Raw genomic sequence first — 26,924 nt, forward strand, 5'->3', positions numbered from 1 at the left:
TCACCATGGACTTCGGAAGCATCTTCTCGAACACGGCCGTCTACCTGTTCAGCCCGGTCACGATCGCCTACGCCCTCGCGGCGACCGGCCTCGCCGTGCACTTCGGATACGCGGGTCTGCTCAACTTCGGCATGGCCGCCTTCATGGCCATCGGCGGCTACGGCTACGCCATCTCGGTGCTGAGCTTCGGCCTGCCCTGGTGGATCGGCATGCTCATCGGTCTGCTCGGCGGCGCGTTCTTCGCCGTCCTCCTGGGCATCCCGACGCTGCGCCTGCGTGCCGACTATCTCGCGATCGCGACGATCGCGGCCGGTGAGATCGTCCGCCTCCTGTTCACGACGCAGCTGTTCGACGAATGGACCAACAGCGCCGACGGCCTCGCGCAGTACAACGGCGGATTCCGCGATGCGAACCCCATCCCCACGGGCACCTACGGGTTCGGCCCCTGGATGTACAGCGCGAACGATCTCTGGAACCGCGTCTTCGGCGTGATCGTCCTGGCGGTCGCCATCCTCCTGGTGTGGGCGCTGATGCGCAGCCCGTGGGGTCGTGTGCTCAAGGGCATCCGCGAGGACGAGGACGCGGTGCGGTCGCTCGGCAAGAACGTCTTCGCCTACAAGATGCAGGCGCTCGTGGTGGGTGGTGTGATCGGCGCCGCGGGCGGGATCATCTTCGTGCTCCCCTCCGCGGTCGTCCCCGGCAGCTACTCGACGTCGCTGACGTTCTTCCTGTGGACCATCCTCCTTCTCGGCGGCGCGGCCACGGTGTTCGGGCCCACGCTTGGTGCGGTGCTGTTCTGGGTGGTGTTCGCCTTCATGGCCAACCTGCTCCCCTCGATGGCGAAAGCAGGGCTGCTGCCGATGTCCGACAGCCAGGCATCGACGCTGGTGTTCGTCTTCGTCGGCATCGCGCTCATGCTGCTCGTGATCTTCCGCCCCCAGGGCATCCTCGGCGACAAGAGGGAGATGACCTTTGTCAAATGAACTGACCCCCGAACAGGTCCCCGGCCCCGGCGATGACGCCGCGACGGCTGCGCCGTCCACGGGGAGCATCCGCCGCCCGAAGACGACCGGCCTGACCAAGGGAGAGGTCAAGCCCGGCGTCGCCAAGGTGGATCCGATCCTCGTCGTCGACGCGGTCCAGCGTCGTTTCGGTGGCCTGACCGCCGTCGACGTCGATCACCTCGAAGTGCCCCGTGGCGCGATCACCGCTCTGATCGGCCCGAACGGCGCGGGCAAGACGACGCTCTTCAACCTGCTCTGCGGATTCGACAAGCCCAACAGCGGCACCTGGTCGTTCGACGGCACCAGCCTCTCCGGAGTGCCGTCGTTCAAGGTGGCCAGGATGGGGCAGGTGCGCACGTTCCAGCTGACCAAGTCGCTCTCGCTGCTGACCGTCCTCGAGAACATGAAGCTCGGTGCTCCGCATCAGCGCGGCGAGGGCTTCTGGTCGAGCCTGTTCCCCTTCCTCTGGCGCGCACAGGACACCGAGATCGAAGGCAAGGCACGGGAACTGCTGACACGCTTCAAGCTCGACGCCAAGGAGAAGGACTTCGCCGCGTCGCTCTCGGGCGGTCAGCGCAAGCTCCTCGAGATGGCCAGAGCGCTGATGAGCGATCCGACGCTGGTGATGCTCGACGAGCCGATGGCCGGCGTCAATCCCGCCCTCACACAATCGCTTCTCGACCACATCCTCGACTTGAAGGAGCAGGGGATGACCGTGCTCTTCGTCGAGCACGACATGCACATGGTCCGCCACATCGCGGACTGGGTGATCGTGATGGCCGAGGGCCGCGTCGTCGCGGAAGGGCCTCCCGACGAGGTCATGGAGAACCCGGCGGTCGTCGATGCCTACCTCGGTGCGCATCAGGACCTCGACCTGGGAGCGGTCACCGGGCGCATCCCCGTGCTCGAGGACGCCGCGGCGGTCAGACTCCGCGAGAAGATCGAAGCAGAAGCGGAGGCCGAGCTCGAAGCGAGCGATCCGGTCTCCGGGACCGAGGGGAAGGGCAGCGCATGAGCGCGGAGACGCCGACCAACGCACCGCAGGCCGTGCCGCAGGACGACGTCGTCGTCGAGCTGACCGATGTCCATGCCGGATACCTCCCCGGAGTGAACATCCTCAACGGTGCGAACCTCATCGCCCGCCAGGGGGAACTGATCGGGATCATCGGCCCGAACGGCGCCGGCAAGTCGACCCTGCTGAAGGCCATCTTCGGTCTGGTGAACGTACGCAGCGGCGACATCACGGTGAAGGGCGAGAGCATCGTGGGCCTGAAGGCCGACAAGCTCGTCCGGCGCGGGGTCGCCTTCGTTCCGCAGACGAACAACGTCTTCCCCTCTCTCTCGATCGAGGAGAACCTGCAGATGGGGCTCTACCAGAACCCCAAGATCTACACGGAGCGGCTCGAATTCGTGACCGGCATCTTCGCCGAGTTGGGAAAGCGGCTGAAGCAGCGCGCAGGCTCCCTCTCCGGCGGCGAGCGGCAGATGGTCGCGATGTCGCGCGCGCTGATGATGGACCCGTCGGTTCTGCTGCTCGACGAGCCGTCGGCAGGTCTCTCCCCCGTGCGTCAGGATGACGCGTTCATCCGGGTGTCCGACATCAACAAGGCCGGCGTCACGACGATCATGGTGGAGCAGAACGCCCGACGCTGCCTGCAGATCTGCGACCGCGGGTATGTGCTCGACCAGGGCAAGGATGCCCACGAGGGCACCGGTCGGGATCTGCTGAACGACCCGAAGGTGATCGGTCTCTACCTCGGAACGCTCGGCACCGACGCGGCCTGAACCGCCGACGCCGACGCGGCGACACCACGACAGGACATCACACGACAAAGGCCCCGGATCGGATCCGGGGCCTTCGTCATGTGATCGTCTGATCAGTTGGTGCGGGTGATCATGTTGTCGGCACCGTACTTGTAGATGCCGATCGATGCGCCCTGCGGGTCGCCGGCCTCATCGAAGGTGATGTCGCCGGAGTAGCCGTCGTAGTCGGCCGTGCCGCCGTCGTTGATGATCTTGGCGCACTCGGCGAAACTGGTGCACTTCTTGCCGTCGCCGGAACCGCCCGAGACCTCCTGCATCTTGGCCGCGATGTCCGCGCCCTCGGTGGAGCCCGCCGCCAGCGACGCCAGAGCCACGAGGATGACGGCGTCGTATGCCTCAGCCGCGTAGGTGAAGTCCTTGACCTCGGGGTTGCCCTCGCCGGTCCAGTAGTCCTGCAGACGCGAGGTGAAGTCATCCGCGAGCGCAGGACCGGCCTTGGTTCCCTGCGCGCCCTCGAGCGAGACCGGGATCTCCGTGCCGTAGTCGGACAGGTTGCCGTCGACCATGTAGAACTTGTCGGCCGAGATGCCGGCGTTCACCAGCAGCGGTGCGATGGTCTTGAACTGGTCGAACGACACGATCGCGACCGCGTCGGGGTTCTGCGCCTTGATCGACTCGACCTGCGCGTCGAACTGCGCGTCGCCCACGTTGAACGAGACCGACTCGACGACCTCGCCGCCGGTGCTCTCGAACGTCTTCGTGATGGCGTCGTTGAGGCCGGTGCCGTACGCGTCGTTCTGGTAGATGATGCCGAGCGTCTTCGCGCCGTCCTCGGCGATCAGGTTGCCGAGCACCTCGCCCTGCAGCAGGTCACTGGGGGCGGTGCGGAAGTACAGGCCGTTGTCATCCCACGTGGTGAAGTCGGGCGACGTGTTCGACGCCGAGATCTGCAGGATGCCTGCGCTCACGTTGCCGTCGAGGATGAGCTTGGAGACGCCCGACGCCGCGGCGCCGACGATGGCGGAGACGCCCGCGCCCTGCAGCTTGGTGATCGACGTCTCGTAGGCCTTGGTGTCGGTGTCGCCCTCGTCTTCGGCCGTCAGGTCGATCGTGACGCCGGCGGCGGCGTCGTTGACCTCCTGGACGGCGAGCCCGACACCGGACTCCATGGGCGGGCCGAGGAACGCCAGCGAACCCGTCTGCGGAAGCAGCGAACCGAGCTTGAGCGTCAGATCGGCGGCGGGCTTGTCGCTGCCGCCGCTCTCCGAGCTCGGAGTGCTGCTGCAGCCGGCGATGACGATGGCGGATGCACTGATCAGTGCGATCCCGGCGAAGACCTTCGCTGTGCGCGAGCCCTTCAATGCGTTCATGATGCTCCCTTGCGTAACTGAACGTGGATTGTGGCCACAATCGGGTGCTCTAACACTAGGGCGTGAGTCCCGCGCACAGGGGTCGCAAGTATCTCGGTGCGTTAACGATCCGACACCCGGTCCCTCGGCGGATGAATCCGGGGATCAGGCGGGTTCGGCCCGGGGAATCCTGCGCCCCCGACGCGCGGCGAGCAGCAGGTCGACGATGAAGACGCCGATCGCGATCCACACGATGATGAAGCCCGCCCAGCGTTCGGCCGGCATCGGCTCATGCAGCACCAGGACGCCGATGAGGAACTGCATCACGGGGGTGATGAACTGGATCATGCCGATCACGGTGAGGTTGATGCGTCGGGTCCCCGCGGCGAAGAGCAGCAGCGGGACGGCCGTGGCGACACCGGCGAAGGCCAGCAGCAGCGCATGCGCCCAACCGTTCGTCCCCATCGTGATCCCCGTGGTCTGTGCGACGACGATCAGCTGCACCACCGCGATGGGGATCAGCCAGAACGACTCCAGTGTCAGACCGCTGACCGCATCGACGGCAGGGCCGATCTTCTTCTTGATGAGTCCGTAGACCCCGAAGGACGCGGTGAGTGACAGCGCGATCCACGGGAACTCCCCGTAGGCGACGACGATCACGATGACGGCGATCGCGGCGATGCCGATCGCCGCCCACTGCAATCGGCGGATGCGCTCCTTCAGCACGAAGACGCCGAGCAGGACGGTCGTGATGGGGTTGATGAAGTAGCCCAGACTCGTCTCGACGACGTTGCCGCTGAGGGTTCCGATCAGGAACACCTGCCAGTTGACGTAGATCAGCAGCCCGGCGAGCGCCGTCCAGCCCAGCAGCCGGGGTTGCCGGATGATGACGCCGAACGCCGCCCAGCCGCGCATGACCGTGAGCAGCAGGAGGCAGAAGACGAACGACAGCAGGACGCGCCAGGCGACGACCTCCCACGGCCCCGTCGGCACCAGAAGGAGGAAGTAGAGGGGAAGCACGCCCCAGAGGAGGTAGGCCCCACCGGCGTAGGCGACGCCGGCGGTCTGCGTGGCGCGTGTGGTCTGTGGTGGCACCGCACAACCCTATGCCCGCGGCGACGTCGCGAACGGCGCCGCCGGCCCGTCGATCGCAGTTCGGCAGGAATCGGACGCTCGCTGGCGGATGCAGAAGGGGCCCGGATGCGATACGCATCCGGGCCCCTTCGATGACCTTGCCCGCCCCTCAGGAGAGACGGGAATCAGGTTCCGCAGATCAGCGGACGACGACCGCCAGGACGTCGCGGGCCGACAGGACGAGGAACTCGTCTGCGCCGAACTTCACCTCGGTGCCGCCGTACTTGCTGTAGAGCACGCGGTCGCCGACGGCGACGTCGAGCGGAACACGGTTGCCGTTGTCGTCGATGCGGCCGGGGCCGACCGCCACGACCTCGCCCTCCTGGGGCTTCTCCTTGGCGGTGTCGGGGATGACCAGGCCACTCGCGGTGGTCTGCTCGGCCTCGACCTGCTTGATGACGATGCGGTCCTCGAGCGGCTTGATGGAAACCGACACGGTCTACCTCTTCTTTCTTGACGCTGACACGAAAGACTTGTTCGCACTCTCAACCCGAGAGTGCTAATCCAGTCTAGGCGCTCGGCTGGCACTCACGCAATGCGAGTGCCAGTGCGCGCCGCAGTTCGACGACTCGCACGGGCAATTAGGCTGAGCGGGTGGAGATGTCCGAGCTGCGCGCCCTGCTGACCCCCGCCGGTCTCGAACTGCTCGACGCGGTCGGGCCCATCGAATCGACCGCCGATGTCGCCCGCACCGTCTCGCGGCTGCGCGCGGGCGGCCACTCCCCCGAGCTGGTCTCCGCCGTCGTCGGCCAGGCCCGCCTGCGCTCCAGGGCCACCGCGAAGTTCGGGCCCTTCGCCGCACGCATGCTGTTCACCCGCGCGGGGCTGGAGCAGGCGACGAGGCTGGGCGTCGCAGCCCGGCATGCGCAGCGGATCCGTCACGCCGGTTTCACCCGTGTCGCCGACCTCGGCTGCGGAATCGGCGGTGACGCCCTGGCCTTCGCCGGCGCCGGACTCGATGTGCGCGCCGTCGATGCCGACGAGGTGACCTCGGCGATCGCCGCCTACAACCTGGCCCCGTTCGGCGACAGCGCGGTCGTCGACCATCGCACGGCCGAAGACGCCATCTCGTCGCTGGACCCGGGAAGCGCGGTCTGGATGGACCCGGCCAGACGCACTTCCGGTCACAGCGAGACCCGGCGCGTCTCGGCCGACGACTACTCCCCCTCGCTGGACTGGGCGTTCGAGGTGGCGGCTCACCATCCGACCGGTATCAAGCTCGGACCGGCGCACGACCGCGACGCCCTGCCGGTCGGCGCCGAGGCGCAGTGGGTCAGTGCCGACGGCAGCGTGGTCGAACTGGTCGTCTGGAGCGGCGCGCTCGCCCGGGAAGGGGTGCGGCGGGCGGCCCTCGTGATCCGCGACGAGCGCTCGCACGAGCTGACGGCGCCGGCGGACGCCCCCGATGAACCCGTGCGCGAGCTCGGCGCGTTCGTGCACGAACCGGACGGCGCCGTGATCCGTGCGCGGCTGATCGGCGAGGTCGCCCGGAGCCTGGAGGCGGGGATGCTCGACGAGCACATCGCCTATCTGACCTCCGACGCGGCGTTGACGAGTCCTTTCGTGCAGTCCTTCCGGGTGCGCGAGACCCTCCCGGCCCACCCCAAGGCGATCAACGCCGCCCTGCAGGCGCAGGGCATCGGGCGCCTGGAGATCAAGAAGCGCGGAGTCGACGTGGATCCCGCCGCTTTCCGCAAGAAGCTCACGCTGCGTGGGGACCAGGAGGCGACACTCATCCTGGCCCGCATCGGCGATCAGCGCCGCGCGATCCTCGCCGACCGGGTGCCCGCAGCGAACTGACCCCCGCTCAACGCTCCGCGTCGCGACCCGGCGGCTCGACCACGATGGGGTCACCGGGAGGCGCGTCGACCCGGACGGTATCCCCCGGCTCCGCGCCGGTCACCGGCGCGTCGGTGATGGTCAGATAGGGCGTCTGCCACCTCGTGAACCGCGCCTCGAGCACCGACGAGCCGACGACCCCGCCGGAAGCCCCGTCGACGTCATCGATCCGCGCTTCGATCCCGGATTCCGCTGCCGCGTCGAGAGATGCGCACGCCGTCAGATCGACGGCGTCGACGACGAGGCACTTCTCGATCTCGCCCTCGTCCGAGAGACGGTCCCCGACCCACACCGGGGCCGTGCGGAAGTAGCCCACGATCTCGATCGTGAACGCGAACCCCTCATCCACCAGTTCCTCTGCCCGCGTGCGCTCGTCGCCCGCGAACTGCGAGGGCGCCGTGGAGGGCATCGACCAGTGCTGGAGCACGACCATCGGCTCCCCCGTCGTCGATACGAGCATCGTGGCGTTCACACCCCCCACGCCACGCGGGTCGCCGTCCGGGTCGTCGTCCGGCGCGGCGAGCGGCACGGGAAACGACACGCTCAGGCCGCGTCCGGTGTCGGCGACCGGCAGACAGTTCGACTGCGACTGTTCGCCCGCATCGAGGATCACGCACACGATGCTGCCGTCGTCCTTGGTCGCGTACCACGCCAGGGCCTCCTCGTCCCGAGCGACAGCACGGAGCGAGCCGGGGTCGAAGTCGGCCGCGGCGAGCACCTCTCGGCGTTCCTGCTGCGCTGCCGTGAGCGGGATGCTCCCGTCTCGTGGCGCGAACACGACCCCACCGATGGCGGTACCGAGCGCCAGAAGCAGGACGGCGAGCGCCGACACGCCCCACCGATAGCGCCGAAGGGCACGGCGAACCGCGCCCCATGACCGTGGCGCATCCACCGGCTCAGACTCAGGCGCAGGCTCAAGCTCAGGCTCAGGCTCAGGCGCATCCACCGGCTCAGGCGCATCCACCGGCTCAGACTCAGACAGAGGACGCTCCGGGCCGATGCTCACCGCGAGTGGCTCCGCAGGAGTCGGCGTGCTCGTCGACATCGCGGATCGTCGAGCGTCCTCGAGCTCACGCAACCGCCGGAGCTCGTCATCCGTCACCACACCGTCGCGGGCGTAGGCCCTGCGCCGGAGCGCGCGGAGCTCGTCGGCGTCAGCCTCCCCCTGCACGGCCGGCACCCCCCTCACGCCTGATCGTCAGAGAGGAGTTCCCGTTGCTCGCGGTCGGAAGCTCGAGGCGCACGAGCTCGCCGCTCGCATCGTCGAGCACGTTCAGCACCAGCGTGGCACCCTGCTCCTGCATCGTGAGTGCATCCGCGCAGACGCGCGGGAAGCGGTCGTTCGAGCCGTCGTAGATCAGGCAGGTCTGGAAGCCCTCGAGCTCCATCCCCGTCCACACCGGCACCTCTCCGTCGTAGCCGATGACCCAGAGCGAGTTGATCTCGAACCCCTGCCCGGCGATCCGCTTCGCCTTCTCCGCCTCCTCGGCGTTCTCGTAGATGACGCCGTTGGTGGTGCCGGGGCCGTACTCCGACGTGTGGACGGCGACGGCGGGTTCGCCGGAGGGGGCGAACATCAGCTGCACATTGAGCTCGCGTCTGATCTCGTCCTTCGACTCCAGCGTGACCGCGCCGAAGAGCCCCGTCCTCTCGACCGTCTCGGTACGCTCGCAGGTGGGCAGGGCCGACGGGGATGTCGCCACGAGCAGGCACGTGCTCTCTCCGTCGTCCTTGGTCGCCGCCCAGATGACCGCGCCCTGTTCCACCGCGAGGGCGCGCAGGGATCCCTGATCGTAGCGCCCACCCGCGATCAGGGCGCTCTGCCATTCCTGCTGCTGCGCGGTCAGGGCGACCGAAGCGGTGCCGGATCTGCCGAAGAGCATCCAGCCGCATCCCACACCGACGACCAGCAGCACCGCGACGGCGATCGCGGCCGCCCGCCAGTGCACGCGCAGCAGTGGGAGGACGCGCGGGGCGATGTCGTGCGAGGCTGCGTCGGCCGACGCCCCCTCCGCAACAGACGTCTCCGCATCCGACACCTCGGCGGCATGCGTGCCCTGGCGCTCGGTTCCGGCGTCCGGGAGATCGACCGGGGATCGTCCAGCCGCCTCCGACGCGGAGGAAGTCACGGCATCGACGGGTGACGCCTCGCCGCGCGGCGCGATCGGACGCGCGACCCGGCGCTCCTCCAGCTCGCGCAGTCTGGCCGCGTCGGCGCCCGTGAGCGAGGAGTCCCGGGCATAGGCCCGCGCCTGCAGGGAGCGCAGTTCCTCGAGCTCCGCCGCGTCCAGCACCGGTCAGCCGAGTCTCTCGAACTGCATGCCGGCCCAGACCAGCCAGCCCAAGCTGTAGACCGTGGCGCAGAGACCGAGCACGAGCGCCCACCGCGCGATCGCCCGGCTCTCGACAGGGCGACGCAGCGACATGATCGCCGCGATCACCGAGACCACCGCGACGGGGATGCCCCAGCCGACGAAGAACGATGCCCCGAGAGCCACGATCGCGGCCAACAGCGCCCACGGAGCGAGACGGGTGTCGTCGATCGGCACGGATCCCGTCGACGGCTCCCACTCCGTGTCATCGGGCGCATCGATGTCCGGCCCGGTCGCGACGACCGGTTCGATGCCGACCGGCCCGGTCGGCATCTTGGTGTAGCCGTCACGGCGGGCGCCGGGCAGACGAGCGCTGCCGGCCGGATGCTCGACCTCGCCGCTGGGACGTTCGATGCGCGCCGCCGGCGTCGTCGAGGGTGTCGCCTCGGGAGAGCCGGAAACGTCGCTCATGCCGACACCGCCTCCGCGATCTGGATCTCGGTCACGGGAAGCGTCGAGTCCGCACCGAAGTCCAGGGTGGACGGACGGCGGCCGGACGAGATCAGCTCGGCGGCGAGCGCCGCGATCATCGCGCCGTTGTCGGTGCACAGAGACAGTGGCGGAATGCGCACCGTGACCCCCGCGGCTCCGGCCCGTACCAGAGCGACCTCACGCAGACGCCGGTTGGCGATCACGCCGCCTCCGAGCAGCAGCCGCGGCACACCGAGGTCGGCGCAGGCGGCCAGCGCCTTCGTGACCAGAACGTCCACCACCGCTTCCCGGAAGCTCGCAGCGACATCGGCGACCGGGACCTCGACCCCCTCGGCTTCACAGCGCTCGACCCAGCGGGCCACCGCCGTCTTCAGCCCCGAGAACGAGAAGTCGTAGCGGTGCTTCGCCAGGTCGGAGGCACGGGACAGCCCGCGGGGGAACCGGATCGCGTTCGGGTCGCCGTCGGCCGCTGCCCGGTCGATCTCCGGTCCGCCGGGATACGGCAGCGACAGCAGACGGGCGACCTTGTCGAACGCCTCTCCCGCCGCGTCGTCCATCGTCTCCCCCAGCAGCTCGACGTCGGTGGTGAGGTCGCGCACATGCAGCAGCGAGGTGTGTCCACCGGACACGAGCAGCGCGACGGTCGGATACTCGAGCGGAGCGGAATCGGCGGTGAGGATGTCGGCGGCGATGTGCCCGACCAGATGGTTCACCGCGTACAGGGGCTTGTCGAGCGAGACCGCCAGGCCCTTCGCCGCGCCGACGCCGACCATCAGGGCCCCGGCGAGCCCAGGGCCGCTCGTGACGGCGACCGCGTCGAGGTCGTCCAGGCGCACATCGGCCTCGGCGAGTGCCGCGTCGATGGCCGGCTGCAGCGCCTCGAGGTGCGCTCGGGCGGCGACCTCGGGCACGACGCCGCCGTATCGCGCGTGCTCGTCCATGCTCGAGGCGATGGTGTTCGAGAGCAGGGTACGTCCGCGTACGATGCCGATGCCCGTCTCGTCGCAGCTCGTCTCGATGCCGAGGACCAGCGGTTCGCTCATGACTTCGCCTCCTCGGCCGTGGCGCCCGGCACCGGGTGACCTGGCAGTTCTCGACGCATCACGATCGCATCGACGTCGTCGGGCTGATAGTAATGCGGGCGGCGGGCGATCTCTTCGAAACCCTCGGCCCGGTAGAGCCCCTCGGCAGAGGGGTTGTCGGCCCTCACCTCGAGGAAGATCTCGCGCGCACCACGCTCCGAGGCCGCCGCGAGCAGCGCCCGCAGCAGCGTCCTGCCCCGCCCCTGGCCGCGGTACTCGGCGAGCAACGCGATGGTCTGGACGTCGGCGTCGGCGCTTCCCTGCAGGGCGCGCACCCCGCCGTAGCCGACCACCGCGCCCTCATGCTCGTCGACCAGGTACCGTCCGTGCGGGCTCGCCAGCTCGGCGGCCATGGTCTCCGAGCTCCAGGCGTCCGACGGGAACGACCGGTTCTCGATCGCCATGATCGCGTCGAGGTCTTCGACGGTGGCGTGGCGAAGCGTCATGTGCCCACCTTCTTCGGGGCGCCGGGGAGCGTGACGTCGGGGTGACGCATGTAGAGGGGCTCGTCGCCGGCGAGGGTGCGACCGGCCGCGAGCGCGCGTGCGCCGACCCGCGCCAGATCCGTCCCGGAGAGCGTCGCCACATCGATACGTCGGATGCCGTCGAGGTACGCGTCGGCCTCTGTGGCCCGCACGAGCACGGTGTCGGAGACGGTCACCGGGATGCCGTCGTCGTCGAGGCCGTGGAACACGGTGATGGCGACCTCGCGGCGGCGGGCGTCCGTCACGATCGCGAACGGTGCGGTCGCGGCGTCGGCCTCGAGAGCGGTGAGTGCTGCCGCGAGATGGCTGGGGACGGGGATCACCGGCAGTCCGCGCCCGAGGGCGAAGGTGCGCGCTGCGGCTATGCCGATGCGCAGCCCGGTGAAGGGACCGGGTCCCATGCCCGCGACCACGTGGGTGATCTGGGCATCGCCCGCCTCGTGGAGAGCACGGACGAGGAGGTCGCCGATGACCTCGGCATGGCCGAGCGGGTCGACGGCACCGGCTTCGGCGCGTCGCGTCCCGTCGGCATCGATGAGGGCGACAGCCGTGCCCAGGGAAGTATCGACGGCAAGGATCACGACTCCAGATTAGCCGCCGCCGCCTGAGGAGAGCGGCCTACGGGAGCCCAGGTCCGGGGTCAGCCGAGCGGGGCGCGCAGCGGGTAGTCCTGATCCTCGAGGATCACCTGCGATGCGGCTCCCGTCGTCCGGTTGACGATCACCGGGGCGAGGAGATTCACGCTCACGCCCTCAGCGGACGGATGGGCGACCACGAGGATCAGCGCGTCGTCCGGCGATCCCAGCGCAAGCCCCTCCGCCTGCTCGTCGGTCAGGGTCGGCGCGTACTCGCTCAGAACGCTCCGGGGATCGACGAGGTAGAGGCGCAAGGCGGAGTCGTCGACAGCGCGCATCGAGAAGAGCCCGTCGGATCCGTCGACGGGTGCGAGCGCGAAGTTGACGTGGGGGGCGAGTCCCGGCGGCGGGGCGAGGAAGGTCAGTGCGGCGGTCATCGGAGGAAGTCCATGAGCGAGGGCTGGAGGACGCGCGCATTCACGGCAAGCGCCGAGCGGTACACGAGCTCCTGTGCCTGCAGACGCACGAGCACCTCGATCGAATCGACGTCCTCCACCGCCGTCCTGCGGGACTCGAGGGACACGGAATTCTGCACTGCCGCCTCCTTGGCGCGTTCGATCTGAGCCTGTCTGGTGCCCACGGAGCCCTGCACCGCGAGCATGGCCGTACGGCGACCGTCGATCTCGCCGAGACGGGGACCGACGTTCGTGCCGGATCGGAGGTCGGCGACGATCTTGTCGACGAGGGCGAAGACCGAGTCGTCTCCGGTGCCGTACACGGCGGCGCCGTCGGTGTCGACGCGGACGGATGCCGCGTCCGACACCCGTCGGGTGACCTCGGCTCCGGGTACCCCGCTGTGACTGTAATCGGCAGCGAAGGCCGCGGTGTCGGAGGTACCGGCGAACACGGAGCGTCCGAGTAGCCGGGTGTTGGCCTGGGAGAGGAGCTCTTTGCGGATGCCCTCGAGCTCGACGGCGAGGGCCTCCTTGGCGGTGGCGTCGAGCGCGCCGTCGTTCGCGCCCTGGGCGGTGAGGTCGCGGACGCGCCCCAGCAGGGCCGTGCTCGCGGTGATGGCCGTGTCGGCGGCGGTGACCCATGCCAGGCCGTCGTCGATGTTGCGGGCGTACTGCTCGGTGCGGCGCTGTTCGGCATGCAGTGCGAGTGCGGCTGCCGCGGCTGCCGGATCGTCGGATGGGGCGGCGAACGCGCGCTGGGACGTCGCCTGCTCCTGCAGACGCGCCAGCTCGGAGAGGTTGGACTGCAGCTGGCGCATGGCCGTCTGCGTCATCGCGGATGACGTCACTCGAGAGATCACGGTGCTCCTTCGCTCAGCGTCCGACGAGACCCGTGCGGTTGATGAGCACGTCGAGCGCCTCATCCACCGCGGTCATCACGCGGGCTGCGGCCTGGTAGGCGGTCTGGTAGGTGAGCAGGCTGATCGTCTCCTCGTCGCCGTCGACAGCCGCGACCGACTGCTGTGCGCCGACCGCGGCGACCGCAGCGGAATCGGAGAGCTTGGCGCGCTGCACGTCGGCGGCCGTCGCGACGCCGAACCGGGTGACCTGATCGGACCAGATCGCATCGGGAGAGCCGGCCCGCCGGCCGATCTGGGAGATCAGGTCGGCGTTCGTCGCGTCCAACGCCCCCGACCCCGGGGCGGCGAGCGCCAGTTCGGAGGCGGATCCGACCGCGACCTTCAGACCGAGCGCTGCGGATCCGGTGGCGGGGAGGGTGAAGAAGTCGCCGCCGGCCTGGCCCGTGGAGGTGACGCCCGCCCGGTGCTGCGCGTTCATCGCGTCGGCGAGGGCCGTCGCCACCGTGTCGTAGGTGGCCGCGAGTCCGGCGAGCATGCCGCCGTCGGCCGCGGGTGCCAGAACCGAGAGCGAGGCGCCGAGCTCACCGCCGTCGATCGACACGGGGAGATCGGGCGCGGACGCCCAGGAAAGGCTGAAGCGCTGACCGGAGTCGATCGAGGCCGGGCCCGTCAGCACGAGATGGCGGGCGTCGGAACCCGAGACCAGTGCGTTGCCACCGAGGCGGACCGTCATCGTGCCGTCGGCCTCGATCGTGGCCGCTGCCCCGGACATCCTCGCCACGTTCTGCGCGAGGACGCTGCGCTGATCCATCAGTTCGTTCGCCGAGCGACCGGAGGCGAGCGCGTCGCGGATCTCGTCGTTGAGCACCGCGATCTGGTCGGCGGTCGCGTTCACCTGCGAGACCGTGCGATCCGCGGAGTCGCGGGCGTTGCTCCATTGCGTGGCGACGTTGCGATACCCGCCGGCGATGTGCGAGGCGAGCTCCTTCGCCGATTCGAGGATGCTCGACGCCGCCGCACCTGAATCCGGGGTGTTCGCGAGATCCTGCCAGCCCGACCAGAACTTCGACAGCCGCGCCGCGAGTCCGTTCGCGGTCGGCTCGGCCAGCGACGCCTCGATCGTGGTCGCGGCCACGGCCCGGGTGGACCAGTACCCCGAGGCACCGAGGGCGTCACGCACCCTGGCGTCGAGAAGAGCGTCACCCAGTCGCGCCACCCCGTCGATGGACACGCCGTGCCCCGGGAGGGCACCGACGCTGAAACGGCCGGTCTGCGCGATCGCGGCGACCGCGGAGGTCGTCACGCGCTGGCGCGTGTATCCCTCGGTCTTCTGGTTGGCGATGTTCTGCCCGACCACGTCCATGCCGCGCCGGGCGGCGGCCAATCCGCTGGCCGCCGTGTTCAGTCCACTGAAGGTCGACATGATCCCCTCTCGGTCACATCTCGGTGTCGATGATGCGCGCAGCGTCGTCGCGTGCGCGGTCACCCTTGGTCGTGTACTCGCCGGTGTCGTGTCCGAGTGCGGCGATGGTCTCCTGCGTCGCGCGGAGCACGCCGCTGAGCTGCTCGGCATTGGCGTCGCGCATCTGCTCGACCTCGGCGGCGAGCTTCGTGAGCGCGCGCAGGTGGTCGGCGAACACCTCCTGCCATGCGCCTTCGGGGGCGTGCGCGATCAGTTCGCGGATGGTCGTCGCGTCGGGAGCTCCCCACTCCTCGGCGACGGTCGCGACCTCGACGGTGCGGGCGAGCCCCGCGCCACGCAGCCTGTCGAGTACCTGATCGATCTCCCGCGCGGCAAACTGGATCCATTGGGATCTTCCGGCGGCGAGCAGCAACTGCTGCTCATCGAGTTTGAAGAGCAGCATCTCGAGCAGTTCGCGCTCGCGCCACAGCTGTATCGATAGTTCGTTGGCTCCCATGATCCCCTTTTCCCCAGTGATCGCCCCGCCTGACAACGCGGCCAAAGGTCACTATCGGCCAGCGCTCGCCTAACGTTACTATGTGGAACGGCGATGGACAGTTCTCCCCATGTACAGATCACGAGAAGTGTGATATGCGCATCTGTTCATCTCCTCGGAACTTCCGGAGTGCATCCAGAGAGGTGGATCATCCCCCATGTCGTCGCGCGCTGAGCGCAATCTGCTCATCGAGAGCAACCTCCCTCTGGTCGGATACCTCGCCGCCGAGACCCATGCCCGTGCCACCCACATCCCCCGCGACGAGCTCGCCGCCGTCGGAGCGCTCGCGCTCGTGACCGCGGCCGAGGCCTTCGACCCCGAGCTCGGGGTGCCTTTCGGCGCCTATGCCCGTCGTCGCATCCTCGGCGCCTTCGCCGACGAGATGCGCTCGATGGACTGGGCCTCCCGGGGCATCCGCAAACGCATCAAGGAGACCGTCGCCGTCCGCGAGACCCTGACCGCCGGTCTCGGCCGGACCGCCACGGCGACCGAGGTCGCCACGGCGATGGGCGTTCCGAAAGAGGTCGTCATCGAAGCGCTCGGCGATGCCGCCAGGACGCTCACCACCATCGACGACCCCTCGGCCCGGGACGTCGCCGCCGACATCCCCCTCCCCGAGGAATCCGCTCTGATCGGGGAACGGCGCGAGGTGCTCGAACAGGCCGTCGCCGCCCTTCCCGAACGGATGCGCCGGATCGTGCAGGCCGTCTACTTCGACGAGCGTCCGGTCAAGGAGATCGCCGAAGAGCTGGGCGTGACGCACTCGGCCGTGTCGCAGCAGCGGTCGGAGGCGATCCGGTTGTTGCGCGACGCCCTGGATCGGTTCTTCGCCGAAGGGACCGCACCGACCACCACGACGCGGGTCTCCGCCGGCGCCCGCGATGCCTACTTCACACGGATCGCCGATGTCGCGGGTTCCCGGATCGCCGGGGTCTTCCGCGATCCGGCACCCGCCTGAGCCGATTCCCATACGCACGGCTAACGCCCGCGTCCCCTCCGCCGATAGGTGTGACCGGGAGACCACGGATGGTCTCCCGCACAACACCATTCACGGAGGAGAACCCTTATGGGTATGCAGATCAGCACGAACGTGTCGGCCCTCAACGCCTACCGCAACCTGTCCAACACCCAGAACGACCTGTCGAAGTCGCTCGAGAAGCTGTCCAGCGGCTTCCGCATCAACCGCGCGGCCGACGACGCTGCAGGCCTCGCGATCTCCGAGGGCCTGCGTTCGCAGGTCAACGGTCTGAACGTCGCGGCACGCAACGCCCAGGACGGCATCTCGGTCATCCAGACCGCGGAAGGCGCCCTGACCGAGGTCCACTCGATCCTGCAGCGCGTTCGCGACCTGACCGCTCAGGGTGCGAACGACTCGAACAACGCGAAGTCGCGCGACGCGATCCAGAAGGAGATCAACACCCTCGGTGATGAGCTCACCCGGATCGCCGGCAGCACGAACTTCAACGGCATCAAGCTGCTCTCGGGTGGCGACACGCTGACGTTCCAGGTCGGTGCGGGCTCCGTCGCCGCCGAGGACCAGATCTCGGTCGCCCTGACCGACTTCGCCACCCTCGGTGCCGACATCAAGACGCTCGCGGCGACCATGACGGACGCGGCGACGTACGGTACCGCACTGGCGGGCATCGACACGCAGATCCAGGCGGTCTCGACCGCACGTGCCGGCTACGGTGCGCTGCAGAACCGCTTCGAGTCGACCATCAACAGCCTCAACGTGTCGGCGGAGAACCTCGCCGCTGCCGAGAGCCGTATCCGCGACACCGACATGGCGTCCGAGATGGTCAAGTTCACGTCGAAGAACATCCTGTCCCAGGCAGGTACGGCGATGCTGGCCCAGGCCAACCAGGCCAACCAGGGCGTGCTCCAGCTCCTGCGCTGAACCATGCCATAGGGTCCGGGCGCCCACCGGCGCCCGGACCCTGTCCGCTCCCGACCTGGAAAGGCGACCATGTCCCTCTCGCTCGACGGCCTCGTCTCCGGCCTGAAGACCACCGAGGTCATCAAGGCGCTGATGGATGTCGCGGCCATCCCCCGTTCGCTGCTCAAGGCGAAGATGGATGACAAGAACGGCATCGTCACCCAGCTGCGGACGCTGAACACCGCCGTGCAGAACCTCGCCACGGCGGCGGAGAAGGCCGCGACGCGCGACGGGCTGGCCCGCTTCACCACCACGTCGTCCTCTCCCACGGTCACCGTCGCCACCCGCGAGGGCGCGGCGCCGCTCGCGGCCGACATCGTCGTCGACAAGGTCGCCAAGAACCACACCATCGTCTCGGCCGCCTCCAACGGCTGGCCCGTCGACCCGCCCGTGATCACCCTCGAGAACGCGAAGGGCGAGCGCGTGCAGGTCACGGCCGACTCCTCGTCCATGCAGGATGTCGCGCGGGCCGTGAACGAAGCGGGCTTCGGCATCGTCGCCGCGGCCGTTCCCGCCGGACGCGACGCCGACGGCAACCCCATGCACCGCCTGCAGCTGCGTGCCGCCGATTCCGGGGAAGCCGGACAGTTCCGCGCCTATCGCGGAGACACAGCGGCGGTCGCTGCGGGCACCGCCTCCGACATCTCCACCGAAGCAGGAGCAGCCGTCATCGACGTCGGCGCCGATGCGCAGGTGCGGCTGTGGGCGGGCACCAGCGCCGAGCAGGTGTTGACGTCGTCGAGCAACACGTTCACCGACCTGTTCGACGGCGTCGACGTGACCGTCTCCGCCGTCTCCGCGGCCCCCGTCACCATCGGCGTCGCCGTCGACACCGCGGCACGGACCAAGGCGTCCGCCGACTTCATCGCCGCCGTCAAGGACATCCTGACCCGCATCGACAACGGCTCGAAGGCGACCGTCGCCGCCAAGCAGGGCGACAAGACCACACTGGGCGTCTTCACCGGCGACAGCGCGGTCCGAGGACTCCGCACGGCCCTCGCCGACGCGGTGCAGCATCCCGTGAACGGCGTCTCCCCGTCGTCTATCGGCATCTCGACCGACATGTACGGCGTGCTCAGCTTCGACGAGAAGAAGTTCGCCGAGGCACTCGCGAAGGACCCCGACGCGGTCGCCGGGCTGTTCTCCGACATCGCCTCGCGGGTGCAGGACACCTCGAAGGTCTACTCCGACAAGTACGACGGCCTGCTCACCACGCGCATCACCGGCCAGGAGAGCGAGGTGAAGGGTCTCGGCGAGCAGATGGAACGCTGGGACGTCCGCCTCGCGCAGCGCAAGTCCACTCTCGAGCGCACCTACGCCCGCCTCGAGGTCATGCTGTCGCAGCTGCAGTCGCAGTCCTCGTACCTGTCGTCCCAGATCGCCGCCCTGCCGGGCTCGAGCTCGAACTCCGGGAAGTGAGCATGAACGCCGCCCTACGCGCCCAGCAGCGCTACCGTGACGACGCCGTGCTGTCGGCACCGCCCGAGCGTCTCGTCACGATGCTCTACGACCGTCTCCTGCTCGACATCGAACGCGGAGAGGTCGCCCAGCGCGCCGAGGACTGGGAGGAGGCGAACGCCCAGCTGCAGCACGCGCAGGCGATCGTCTCGGAACTGTCCTCGTCGCTCACCGACGACTGGAACGGCAGTGCGGGTCTGCGCTCGCTGTACGTGTTCCTGTCGCAGACGCTCATCGGGGCCAACATCGGTCGCGATCCCGAGCGCACGCACGCCTGCCACGAGATCATCTCCCCCCTGCGCGACGCCTGGCACGAGGCCGCGCGCACGGTGGCCGAGGCGCGGGCGTGAGCGTGGAAGAGTGGACCTCGCTGCTCGACCGACTCGAGCAGGAGGCCGAGCAGATCCTCGACGCCGCCCCCGGTGCCGCCGCCGAGGCCACCCTCGCCCCCTGGACGCCCCCGCGCACGCCGCTTCCCCCTTCTCTCGCCGACCACGCCCGGCGGGTGATCGACCTCCAGCGCTCAGCGATGGACCGTGCCCGTTCCGACCTCGACGGCATGCGTCGGCATCTCGGCGCCGTGAGCCGCATCCCGAGCACGCGCCGTCCCGAAGAGCCCGCCTACCTCGACGTCGACGGGTGAAACCGCTTCCTAACATCGCGGACGACCCTGCCGATAGAGCAGGGCGAGCACGGATGGCTCGCAAGACTCGGCCATGGATCGGCCATACCAGCCACACACGGGGAGCCGGTTCGTGTTCGATTCTGTGACCATCAACGCACTGACGAGTGCGCTCGACGGCCTCGCGCAGCGCCAGCGCGCGATCTCCGACAACATCGCCAACATCAACACCCCGAACTATCACGCCAAGCGCGTGCAGTTCGAAGAGGCGCTCGCCCGCTCGATCGATGCCGGCGACGGACGGGTCGGCGCGACGGTCGGCACCTCGCTCGAGCCCACGCGCCTCAACGGCAACAACGTCAACCTCGACACCGAAACCCTGTCCAGCATCGACACGATGCTGCGCTATCAGTTCGCGACGCAGGCCGTGAACGGATCGTTCACGTCGATGCGCACCGCGATGAGGACCTCATGACCTTCGACGCCATCGGCATCGCCGGCACCGGCCTGACCGTGCACCGCAAGTGGCTCGACGCCATCAGCGACAACATCGCCAATATCAACACCGCCGCCCCCAGCAACGGGGCGGCCTTCCGCGCCAGGTACATCCTCGCCCAGACGAGCGATCAGTCCCCGGGCGTATACGTGGCCGGAACCGCGCAGGGCAGCGCGCAGGGACGCCTCGTCCATCAGCCCGACCATCCCCTTGCGGACGCGGACGGCTACGTGCGCTACCCCGACATCGACCTGGGTGACCAGATGAGCCAGCTCATCCTCGCCCAGCGCGGCTACCAGGCGAGTGCGGCCATCGTCGACCGCGCACGCAACTCCTACGAATCCGCCCTCCAGATCGGACGCAGCTGATGGCCTCACTCCCCGGCATCGAAGCCATCTCCTCCGGTTTCACGCTCGCCCCGCCCGCCCCCGCGACGACCAAGGCCGCCGACGACACCGCCTTCGCGAGCAGCGTGACCGGTGCCATCGACGAGCTGCGTTCGCTGCAGTCCGAGTCCGACAAGCTCAAAGTCGCGGCCGTCACCGGCGACCTCGACGACATCCACTCCGCGATGATCGCGTCCTCGCGCGCATCCGTGACCCTCGAACTCGTCGCCGCCGTGCGCAACAAGGGTGTCGACGCGTTCAACGAGATCATGCGGATGCAAGCCTGATGCCCCAGGCCGTCACGAACGTGTTCCAGCGCATCGGACGCGTGATCGCGGGCTTCTCGCTCGCCCAGCGCACGATCGCCATCATCGGCGTCGCCGTGCTCGCCCTCGGTATCGTCGCGCTCTCCAGCTGGCTCAGCCGCCCGACGTACACGCCGCTGTTCTCCGGCATGAGCGCCTCCGACGCGAACGCCGTGGTCGAACAGCTGCGGTCGTCATCGGTGCCGTACGAACTCGCCGACGGAGGAGCGACCGTCCTCGTCCCCGAGAAGGACGTCTACGACCAGCGGCTCGCCGCCGCGTCGGCGGGGCTCCCCGGCACCAGCTCCGGCGGATACTCGCTGCTGGACAAGATGGGCGTCACGACGAGCGAGTTCCAGCAGTCGGTGACCTTCAAGCGGGCCATCGAGGGCGAGCTCGCCGCGACGATCTCCTCGATCAAGGGTGTGACCGCCGCATCGGTGCAGCTCGCGATCCCCGAGGAGAGCGTCTTCGTCTCGGAGACCGTCGATCCCACCGCCTCCGTCTTCGTGGAGACCTCCGGCAGCTCGACGCTGTCGCCGAAGCAGGTCGAGGCGATCGTGCACCTGACCTCTGCCGCGGTCAGCGGCATGAAGCCCGAAAACGTCGCCGTCGTGGACCAGAGCGGGCAGACCCTCTCCGCCGCGGGCGTCGGAACCACCGGCGGCATCGACCAGCAGGCCAGCGACTACGAGGCGCGGGTCACCGCGAACGTGCAGCAGATGCTCGACACCGTCGTCGGGCCCGGCAACGCCAAGGTGACCGTCGTCGCCGAGATCGATCACTCGGTCAACGAGCGCGTCGAAGAGACCTACACCCCGGCCGAAGGCGCTCCCCCGCTCACGGAGCAGACCAGGACCGACCGGCAGAACGGCTCGAGTTCGAACGCCGGCGTGCTCGGCCCCGACAACATCGCCGTCCCGTCGGCCGACGGCGACGGAACCTCCGAGTCCACCGAGACCTCGAAGACCAACGCCGTCAACAAGAGCACGCAGAGCACGTCCACTCCCGCCGGATCGCTGCTGCGCCAGTCGGTCTCGGTCGCGGTCGACGCGGGTGCGGGCGGTGACCTGAGCACCGCGCAGCTGAGCGACCTCGTCGAGAGCGCCGCCGGTATCGACACCGAACGCGGAGACTCGATCGCGGTCGAGCTCGTCTCGTTCAACCAGACCAGCTCCGAAGCGGCGCAGGCCGCGCTCCAGGCCGCGAAGGACGCCGAGGGGGCCGCACGTCAGGCCGCGCTGCTGAACACGATCATCATCGCCGCCGCCATCGCCATCCCCCTGCTCGCCGGCCTCGCCGCCCTCATCATCCGTGCACGCCGACGCAGCAGCGCCGACACCGAGTTCGACCAGCTCTTCGGTGAGCGCCCGCCCGCGCTCACCGTCCTCGATGCCGGTGCCACCGCGGCGATCGACCAGGCGCCGACCACTCCGCTCGCCTTCCTCGAGACGACTCCCGACCCGGAGCCGGAGCCCGACCCGGAACCCGCGCAGGTCAGCCTCGAGCGCCGCCGCGCCGAGATCGACTCCCTCACCCGGCAGGACCCGAAGCGCACGGCCGACCTGCTGCGGACCCTCATCGACGACAGGCAGCAGGTATGACCGGACTGACCGACAGGCAGACGGCGGCGGTCGTGCTGATGAACCTCGATCGCGCGCAGGCGATCGAGGTGATGAAGCACCTCTCCGAATCCGAGGCGGAGGCCGTCGCCGCCGAGATCATCGACCTGCAGAACCTCGATGCGGCGACCACAGCGCAGGCTCTCGGACAGTTCCACCGGATCGCCTCGGGCCACCTGCCGCCCGCCCGTGGCGGCCGCGACATCGCCGCAGGACTGCTGGAGGCGACGTTCGGCGCCGAACGTGCCGCCGCCGTGCTCGGCAGAGTCGGTTCCTCCTCGATGACGTCGTCCTTCGAATTTCTCGGATCCGCCGACCCCGCGCAGCTGGCGACCCTTCTGGACGGCGAGCTCCCGCAGACCGTCGCCCTGGTGCTCGCCCACCTGCCGACCGACCGCGCCGCCGCGGTGCTGGCCGCCCTTCCCGACCCCACCCGCACCGATGTCGCGCATGCGATCGCGACGATGGGAACCGCATCGCAGGAGGCCATCGCGATCGTGGCGGATGCGCTCAAGGCGCGGACCGGGACGTTCGCCGCACGCGACACCCCCGAAGTGCTCGGCGGTGTGGAACCGCTCGTCGAGATCATCGCCCGCTCCGGGGCGACGGTCGAGAAGGCCCTCCTGGCGAGCATCGAGGACAGGGACAGTGCCCTCGCGGAGGACATCCGCTCGCGCATGTTCACCTTCGCCGACATCGTCAAGCTCGACGACCGCGACACGCAGCGCGTGCTGCGGGGCATGGACATCCGCTCGCTCGCCCTCGCGCTGAAGGGTGCGCACCAGCCCATCGCCGACCTCATCCGGCGCAACGTCTCCGAACGGAACAGGGAGAACCTCGACGAGGAAGCCCGCACCCTCGGCCCGGTGCGTGTGTCGCAGGTGGAGGAGGCCAGAGCCGAGATCGTGCGCACGATCCGCGCGCTCGAGGCGGCCGGCGACATCACCGTGCAGCGCGCGGACGAGGACGAGTATGTCTACTGACGCCTTCTCTCCGGTGCTGTTCCCACGTCTCGACGGACGCGGGAGCGGAGAGGAGCATGCCAGGGCGAAGACGCGCGGCTATGCCGACGGACACGCGGAAGGCTTTCGCGCCGGCCGCGCCGAGGCGGAGGCGGCACAGCGCGTGGCGGAGGAGGCATGGGCCGCCCGTGAGGCGGTCGAAGCCGGAGAGGTCGCGCGCGCGGTCGCCGTGCTCCACGCCGCCGCTCGGTCGCTGAACGAGCGCGAACGCGAACTGACCACGGCCGCGCAGGACCACGTGCTGCGGTGCGCGATCGAGCTCGCGGAGCTGATCGTCGCCGGTGAGCTCTCCGATGCCGGCGCCTCCGCCGCAGCCGCCGCGCGACGAGCCGTCAGCGGTGTCGACCCGTCGGAGATCCGCGAGGTGCGCCTGCACCCGGACGACCTCCGGACGCTTCGAGGATCGGCAGCCGAACCGGCCGGCATCGCGCTCATCGCCGACGACACGCTCGCCCGGGGTGACGCCATCGCGACCCTGCCCCACGGGCACATCGACGCCCGCGTCGCCCGTGCGCTCGAGCGCGCCCGCCTCGCCCTCGCCGAGGCCGGTGCATGAACGCCTGGGACGCGGTGCGCGAAGCGGTGCGACCGGAGCGGGTCGGCGAGGTCTCCCAGGTGCGCGGGCTGAGTGTGCAGGTGCGCGGACTCGAGGGAGCGGTCGGCGACGTCGTGACCCTCGACGGCATCGATGCCGAGGTCGTCGCTATCGGCGAGGGCGGACTGCGATGCATGCCCCTCGCCCCCGTCGCCGGCCTCACGGTCGGCGCTCCGGCGCGCGCACGCGGAGGGGCGCTGCGTGTACCGACCGGTACCGCGCTGCTCGGACGGGTCCTCGACGGGCTGGGGCGCCCGATCGACGGGAAGGGGCCCCTGACCGGTGCCGTCCCCGTGGGCCTCGACCATGCTCCGCCCTCGATCATGGGGCGCGACCGGATCGACTCGCCTCTTCCCCTCGGCGTGCGCGCGCTCGACACGCTCGTGAGCGTCGGACGCGGACAGCGTGTCGGCCTCTTCGCCGGCTCCGGTGTGGGCAAGTCCTCGCTGCTGTCGATGATCGCGCGCGGCACCGAGGCGGAAGTCACCGTGATCGCCCTCGTCGGCGAGCGCGGTCGCGAGGTGCGCGAATTCATCGAAGACGATCTGGGACCCGACGGGCTCGCCCGCTCGGTCGTCGTCGTCTCGACCTCGGACCAGCCGGCCATGGCGCGCATCCGTGCGGCCTACACCGCCACGCGGATCGCCGAGGCGTTCCGCGACGACGGCGCCCACGCCATCCTGATGATGGACTCGCTCACCCGCGTGGCGATGGCGCAGCGGGAGATCGGCCTCTCGGCCGGGGAGCCTCCCGCCACCCGGGGCTATCCGCCTTCCACGTTCTCCCTCCTCGCCGGCCTGCTCGAGCGGGCGGGCACCGACACCCGCGGCTCGATCACCGGCATCTACACCGTGCTCGTCGACGGCGACGACCACAACGAGCCCATCGCCGACACCGTCCGGTCGATCCTCGACGGTCACGTGGTGCTCGATCGCGCCCTCGCTCTCTCCGGTCACCATCCCGCGATCGACGTGCTCGGCTCGGTGTCGCGGGTGGCCGGCAAGGTCACCGCTCCCGAACGCCGGGCGCAGGCGGCCACGCTGCGCGCCGTGCTCGCGGCGCGGCGGCGCGCGAACGATCTCATCGACATCGGCGCGTACCAGGCCGGGGCGGACGCCCGCATCGACGCGGCGGTCGCCCACGAGAAGGCCATCGGCGCCTTCCTCACCCAGTCCCTCGACGAGACGAGCGAGATCGGCGAATCATGGCGGCGGCTGGACGAACTCGTCACGGCGTTCGGAGGAGTCTCATGACGCGGTCCTTCTCCCTGGCCGGTCTGCTGCGCGTACGCGAGATCCAGGAGCGCGCGGCGGCTCAGCGGCTCTCGCGCGCCGTGATCGACGCCCAGCACACCGAGGCCCGCGACCGCTCGCTGCGCGCGCACCTGTCGGGCGTCGGGAGCGAGGCCGTCGACGTGCGCTCCCTCGCCGCCCTCGCTGCCGCCCGTGTGGCCGGCCGGACCCTGCTCGCCGACCTCGCGACGCTTTCGGAGATGCAGGAGCAGACGGTCGATCAGGCACGAACCGAGCACGCGGACGCGCGGCGAGCGATGCGCGGACTCGACAGGCTCGCCCAGGCGCACGCACTGCAGGTGCGGGCCGCCGAGCTGCACGCGGAGCAGGCCGAACTCGACGAGATCGGCGCGCGCGCCCAGACGGACAGGGAGGGCCAGGCATGACGTCTCTCGGCATCGTGGATCTGCTCGGCGCGCGGACGAATCGCGCATCGGGTACACCCGCCCACTCCCGGCAGGTCACGCCGGGAGCTGCGGCATTCGCCGACGTCATCCTGGATGCCTCGCGCGCCTCGACCGATGCTCTCGCCGGATCATCCGCCGCGTCGTCTGCCGACGGATCATCTGCCGGCGGATCATCGGCGGACGGTTCGGCGTCGGACGCGCCGATCCCGTCTCCCCCGCCTGTCCTCCCTGCGCCCACGCCGAGTCACCCGGCGTCTCCGGATGGTGCCGTGGTCTGCATCGACGGCTCGGCGGCCCGAGCCCCCCTCGTGCCGGGGCCTGCGCCGGACGGCGCGGATCCGACGACGACCGCCGAGGGGACACTCGAGCACGAGGCCGGTGCCGCAGGCCTCGCCACGCACACCGGGTCGAACGGCGCTCCGGTTTCTTCGTCGGCGGCCCCGGCAGCGGCCCCCGCGAACACGCAGACCCCCGCGCTCGCGACGTCGCAGAGTTCCACCCCCGGACCCACGGTCGCTCCTGTTCCGGGAGGCGCCGCGCCTGCGGTGACGGCCGCGATCGGCACGGCCGGCCACGCAGCGCCGTCGGCGAACCCGGCTCTCCCGCCCGTCCCCCGCATCAGCGTCGGTGGGAATCCGACCCCGACCGTCCTCGACGGTCCCGGAGCCCCGATCCCGACAACCCGGACAGGAACGTCGGAGACGTCCGCGACCGTCGGCGACAGCTTCCCGGATGCCGCGACATCCGCTGCTGCGGCGACCTCGACTCCCGTCGCCACGGCGTCTCCCTCGCCGACAGCCACGCCGACAGCGACGTCCACAGCCTCGCCGACCGCCTCCTCGACAGCGACGCCGGGTGACGCGGCCCTTCCTCCTGTGGGCACCACGCCTGCCCCTGCGCCCGTGACCTCCGTGGCGGCTCCGGTCGCGGTCCCCACCGCCCGGCCCGCGCTGCTCCCGCAGATCGCCGCGCCCGTGGTGTCGCTCGCCCAGGCTCCGGACGGCGACCACAGCCTCACCCTGACGGTGTCCCCCGAGAACCTCGGTCCCGTGACCGTGCGGGCGCACATCTCCGGCGGTGCCATCCACATCGAGCTGCACGCGCCGAACGACCTCGGCAGAGAGGCGCTCCGTGCGATCCTCATCGACCTGCGCCGCGACCTGGCCGCTGCGGCACCGCACGCCTCGCTCCTGCTGTCGAGCGCGGACGACGGCGCGGCGTCGTCGAACCCGCAGCATTCCGCCCCGGGCAACGGCACCGGTTCCGGGAGCAACGGCGGTTCCGGGAACGGCGCCACCGGGACTCACGGCGGCCAGCCGGGAACCGGCACGGGTCGCGACGCGAATGCCCTGCCCACCACGCCCGACGGCGCTCTGCCGACTGATCCGTCGTCACCCGCAGACCCCGCCTCTCCCCCGTCCCTCATCGCGCCGCACGGCGGCATCGACGTCTTCGCCTGATCCGAGAGGAACCC

31 protein-coding genes are annotated in these 26,924 nt (G+C 69.8%); 18 read left to right on the forward strand and 13 right to left on the reverse strand.

Annotated features, from left to right (window positions below):
- The first annotated feature begins 5 nt into the window (after positions 1 to 5).
- The 3 genes from ACLFA2_RS03765 (at position 6) to ACLFA2_RS03775 (ending at position 2,789) form a co-directional block, all read left to right on the forward strand.
- Positions 6 to 983: a branched-chain amino acid ABC transporter permease gene (locus ACLFA2_RS03765; RefSeq protein WP_021198911.1), complete on the forward strand. Its 978-nt coding sequence runs from the start codon at positions 6 to 8 to the stop codon at positions 981 to 983.
- Between the two features lie 67 nt (positions 984 to 1,050).
- On the forward strand, positions 1,051 to 2,019 hold the full coding sequence (locus tag ACLFA2_RS03770; RefSeq protein ID WP_136024563.1) for an ABC transporter ATP-binding protein: 969 nt from the start codon (positions 1,051 to 1,053) through the stop codon (positions 2,017 to 2,019).
- Positions 2,016 to 2,789 carry an ABC transporter ATP-binding protein gene (locus ACLFA2_RS03775; protein ID WP_021198913.1) on the forward strand — a complete coding sequence of 258 codons (774 nt, stop codon included), beginning with the start codon at positions 2,016 to 2,018 and terminating at the stop codon, positions 2,787 to 2,789. Before ACLFA2_RS03770 ends, ACLFA2_RS03775 begins: the two co-directional genes overlap by 4 nt.
- A 92-nt stretch (positions 2,790 to 2,881) precedes the next feature.
- Here the strand turns inward: ACLFA2_RS03775 and ACLFA2_RS03780 are convergent, their stop codons facing one another.
- The 3 genes from ACLFA2_RS03780 to groES all read right to left on the reverse strand — a co-directional run bounded on the left by ACLFA2_RS03780 (position 2,882) and on the right by groES (position 5,687).
- Entirely contained in the window at positions 2,882 to 4,138 is a 1,257-nt protein-coding gene (locus ACLFA2_RS03780) for an ABC transporter substrate-binding protein (protein WP_021198914.1), read from the reverse strand.
- Positions 4,139 to 4,282: 144 nt separating this feature from the next.
- The gene (rarD, locus tag ACLFA2_RS03785; RefSeq protein WP_292761648.1) at positions 4,283 to 5,212 is read right to left on the reverse strand and encodes an EamA family transporter RarD; all 930 of its coding nucleotides are present in this window, start codon (positions 5,210 to 5,212) and stop codon (positions 4,283 to 4,285) included.
- Positions 5,213 to 5,390: 178 nt separating this feature from the next.
- Entirely contained in the window at positions 5,391 to 5,687 is a 297-nt protein-coding gene (groES, locus tag ACLFA2_RS03790) for a co-chaperone GroES (protein ID WP_017203655.1), read from the reverse strand.
- 158 nt (positions 5,688 to 5,845) lie between these two features.
- On the opposite strand from groES, the gene ACLFA2_RS03795 reads away from it, so the two are divergent.
- On the forward strand, positions 5,846 to 7,051 hold the full coding sequence (locus ACLFA2_RS03795; RefSeq protein ID WP_426622066.1) for a THUMP-like domain-containing protein: 1,206 nt from the start codon (positions 5,846 to 5,848) through the stop codon (positions 7,049 to 7,051).
- Positions 7,052 to 7,058: 7 nt separating this feature from the next.
- Here the strand turns inward: ACLFA2_RS03795 and ACLFA2_RS03800 are convergent, their stop codons facing one another.
- The 10 genes from ACLFA2_RS03800 to ACLFA2_RS03845 all read right to left on the reverse strand — a co-directional run bounded on the left by ACLFA2_RS03800 (position 7,059) and on the right by ACLFA2_RS03845 (position 15,270).
- Complete coding sequence (locus ACLFA2_RS03800; RefSeq protein ID WP_152525863.1) at positions 7,059 to 7,922, reverse strand: hypothetical protein; 864 nt, start codon at positions 7,920 to 7,922, stop codon at positions 7,059 to 7,061.
- 322 nt (positions 7,923 to 8,244) lie between these two features.
- The gene (locus tag ACLFA2_RS03805) at positions 8,245 to 9,384 is read right to left on the reverse strand and encodes a hypothetical protein (RefSeq protein ID WP_426622067.1); all 1,140 of its coding nucleotides are present in this window, start codon (positions 9,382 to 9,384) and stop codon (positions 8,245 to 8,247) included.
- Between the two features lie 3 nt (positions 9,385 to 9,387).
- Positions 9,388 to 9,873 carry a hypothetical protein gene (locus ACLFA2_RS03810; RefSeq protein ID WP_021198919.1) on the reverse strand — a complete coding sequence of 162 codons (486 nt, stop codon included), beginning with the start codon at positions 9,871 to 9,873 and terminating at the stop codon, positions 9,388 to 9,390.
- The gene (gene tsaD, locus ACLFA2_RS03815) at positions 9,870 to 10,937 is read right to left on the reverse strand and encodes a tRNA (adenosine(37)-N6)-threonylcarbamoyltransferase complex transferase subunit TsaD (protein WP_426622068.1); all 1,068 of its coding nucleotides are present in this window, start codon (positions 10,935 to 10,937) and stop codon (positions 9,870 to 9,872) included. Before tsaD ends, ACLFA2_RS03810 begins: the two co-directional genes overlap by 4 nt.
- The gene (gene rimI / locus ACLFA2_RS03820) at positions 10,934 to 11,422 is read right to left on the reverse strand and encodes a ribosomal protein S18-alanine N-acetyltransferase (RefSeq protein WP_426622069.1); all 489 of its coding nucleotides are present in this window, start codon (positions 11,420 to 11,422) and stop codon (positions 10,934 to 10,936) included. The genes tsaD and rimI overlap by 4 nt, the downstream gene beginning before the upstream one ends.
- Positions 11,419 to 12,042 (reverse strand): tRNA (adenosine(37)-N6)-threonylcarbamoyltransferase complex dimerization subunit type 1 TsaB, encoded by a 624-nt coding sequence (gene tsaB, locus ACLFA2_RS03825; RefSeq protein ID WP_167253258.1) that lies wholly within the window; start codon positions 12,040 to 12,042, stop codon positions 11,419 to 11,421. Before tsaB ends, rimI begins: the two co-directional genes overlap by 4 nt.
- 59 nt (positions 12,043 to 12,101) lie before the next feature.
- Positions 12,102 to 12,473: a flagellar assembly protein FliW gene (locus ACLFA2_RS03830; RefSeq protein ID WP_426622070.1), complete on the reverse strand. Its 372-nt coding sequence runs from the start codon at positions 12,471 to 12,473 to the stop codon at positions 12,102 to 12,104.
- Complete coding sequence (locus ACLFA2_RS03835; RefSeq protein ID WP_029258616.1) at positions 12,470 to 13,351, reverse strand: flagellin; 882 nt, start codon at positions 13,349 to 13,351, stop codon at positions 12,470 to 12,472. The genes ACLFA2_RS03830 and ACLFA2_RS03835 overlap by 4 nt, the downstream gene beginning before the upstream one ends.
- Positions 13,352 to 13,364: 13 nt before the next feature.
- The gene (flgK, locus tag ACLFA2_RS03840) at positions 13,365 to 14,774 is read right to left on the reverse strand and encodes a flagellar hook-associated protein FlgK (RefSeq protein WP_021198925.1); all 1,410 of its coding nucleotides are present in this window, start codon (positions 14,772 to 14,774) and stop codon (positions 13,365 to 13,367) included.
- Positions 14,775 to 14,787: 13 nt separating this feature from the next.
- Positions 14,788 to 15,270, reverse strand: coding sequence for a flagellar protein FlgN (locus tag ACLFA2_RS03845; RefSeq protein WP_021198926.1), 483 nt, complete (start codon positions 15,268 to 15,270; stop codon positions 14,788 to 14,790).
- Positions 15,271 to 15,466: 196 nt separating this feature from the next.
- On the opposite strand from ACLFA2_RS03845, the gene ACLFA2_RS03850 reads away from it, so the two are divergent.
- From ACLFA2_RS03850 to ACLFA2_RS03915, 14 genes are all read left to right on the forward strand, one after another.
- On the forward strand, positions 15,467 to 16,267 hold the full coding sequence (locus ACLFA2_RS03850; RefSeq protein WP_029258617.1) for a sigma-70 family RNA polymerase sigma factor: 801 nt from the start codon (positions 15,467 to 15,469) through the stop codon (positions 16,265 to 16,267).
- A gap of 108 nt (positions 16,268 to 16,375) precedes the next feature.
- Positions 16,376 to 17,206, forward strand: coding sequence for a flagellin (locus ACLFA2_RS03855; RefSeq protein ID WP_021198928.1), 831 nt, complete (start codon positions 16,376 to 16,378; stop codon positions 17,204 to 17,206).
- Between the two features lie 69 nt (positions 17,207 to 17,275).
- Positions 17,276 to 18,664 carry a flagellar filament capping protein FliD gene (gene fliD / locus ACLFA2_RS03860; RefSeq protein WP_167253255.1) on the forward strand — a complete coding sequence of 463 codons (1,389 nt, stop codon included), beginning with the start codon at positions 17,276 to 17,278 and terminating at the stop codon, positions 18,662 to 18,664.
- 2 nt (positions 18,665 to 18,666) lie between these two features.
- Positions 18,667 to 19,053 carry a flagellar export chaperone FliS gene (fliS, locus tag ACLFA2_RS03865; protein ID WP_029258619.1) on the forward strand — a complete coding sequence of 129 codons (387 nt, stop codon included), beginning with the start codon at positions 18,667 to 18,669 and terminating at the stop codon, positions 19,051 to 19,053.
- Entirely contained in the window at positions 19,050 to 19,346 is a 297-nt protein-coding gene (locus tag ACLFA2_RS03870) for a hypothetical protein (protein WP_029258620.1), read from the forward strand. The genes fliS and ACLFA2_RS03870 overlap by 4 nt, the downstream gene beginning before the upstream one ends.
- 112 nt (positions 19,347 to 19,458) lie before the next feature.
- Positions 19,459 to 19,800: a flagellar basal body rod protein FlgB gene (locus ACLFA2_RS03875; protein ID WP_021198932.1), complete on the forward strand. Its 342-nt coding sequence runs from the start codon at positions 19,459 to 19,461 to the stop codon at positions 19,798 to 19,800.
- A complete protein-coding gene (locus tag ACLFA2_RS03880; protein ID WP_021198933.1) occupies positions 19,797 to 20,189 on the forward strand; it encodes a flagellar basal body rod protein FlgC in 393 nt (130 codons plus the stop codon). Before ACLFA2_RS03875 ends, ACLFA2_RS03880 begins: the two co-directional genes overlap by 4 nt.
- Positions 20,189 to 20,494 carry a flagellar hook-basal body complex protein FliE gene (gene fliE / locus ACLFA2_RS03885; RefSeq protein ID WP_029258621.1) on the forward strand — a complete coding sequence of 102 codons (306 nt, stop codon included), beginning with the start codon at positions 20,189 to 20,191 and terminating at the stop codon, positions 20,492 to 20,494. Before ACLFA2_RS03880 ends, fliE begins: the two co-directional genes overlap by 1 nt.
- A complete protein-coding gene (gene fliF / locus ACLFA2_RS03890) occupies positions 20,494 to 22,116 on the forward strand; it encodes a flagellar basal-body MS-ring/collar protein FliF (RefSeq protein WP_021198935.1) in 1,623 nt (540 codons plus the stop codon). The genes fliE and fliF overlap by 1 nt, the downstream gene beginning before the upstream one ends.
- A complete protein-coding gene (gene fliG / locus ACLFA2_RS03895; protein WP_029258622.1) occupies positions 22,113 to 23,117 on the forward strand; it encodes a flagellar motor switch protein FliG in 1,005 nt (334 codons plus the stop codon). The genes fliF and fliG overlap by 4 nt, the downstream gene beginning before the upstream one ends.
- The gene (locus ACLFA2_RS03900; RefSeq protein WP_081860084.1) at positions 23,107 to 23,712 is read left to right on the forward strand and encodes a FliH/SctL family protein; all 606 of its coding nucleotides are present in this window, start codon (positions 23,107 to 23,109) and stop codon (positions 23,710 to 23,712) included. Before fliG ends, ACLFA2_RS03900 begins: the two co-directional genes overlap by 11 nt.
- Complete coding sequence (locus ACLFA2_RS03905) at positions 23,709 to 25,004, forward strand: FliI/YscN family ATPase (protein WP_426622071.1); 1,296 nt, start codon at positions 23,709 to 23,711, stop codon at positions 25,002 to 25,004. The genes ACLFA2_RS03900 and ACLFA2_RS03905 overlap by 4 nt, the downstream gene beginning before the upstream one ends.
- On the forward strand, positions 25,001 to 25,429 hold the full coding sequence (locus ACLFA2_RS03910) for a hypothetical protein (protein WP_029267013.1): 429 nt from the start codon (positions 25,001 to 25,003) through the stop codon (positions 25,427 to 25,429). Before ACLFA2_RS03905 ends, ACLFA2_RS03910 begins: the two co-directional genes overlap by 4 nt.
- Positions 25,426 to 26,910 (forward strand): flagellar hook-length control protein FliK, encoded by a 1,485-nt coding sequence (locus tag ACLFA2_RS03915; protein WP_426622072.1) that lies wholly within the window; start codon positions 25,426 to 25,428, stop codon positions 26,908 to 26,910. The genes ACLFA2_RS03910 and ACLFA2_RS03915 overlap by 4 nt, the downstream gene beginning before the upstream one ends.
- Positions 26,911 to 26,924: the final 14 nt, after the last annotated feature.

This window comes from Microbacterium sp. As-52 (assembly GCF_049949185.1).
In the GTDB taxonomy this organism is placed as follows: Bacteria; Actinomycetota; Actinomycetes; order Actinomycetales; family Microbacteriaceae; genus Microbacterium; species Microbacterium maritypicum_A.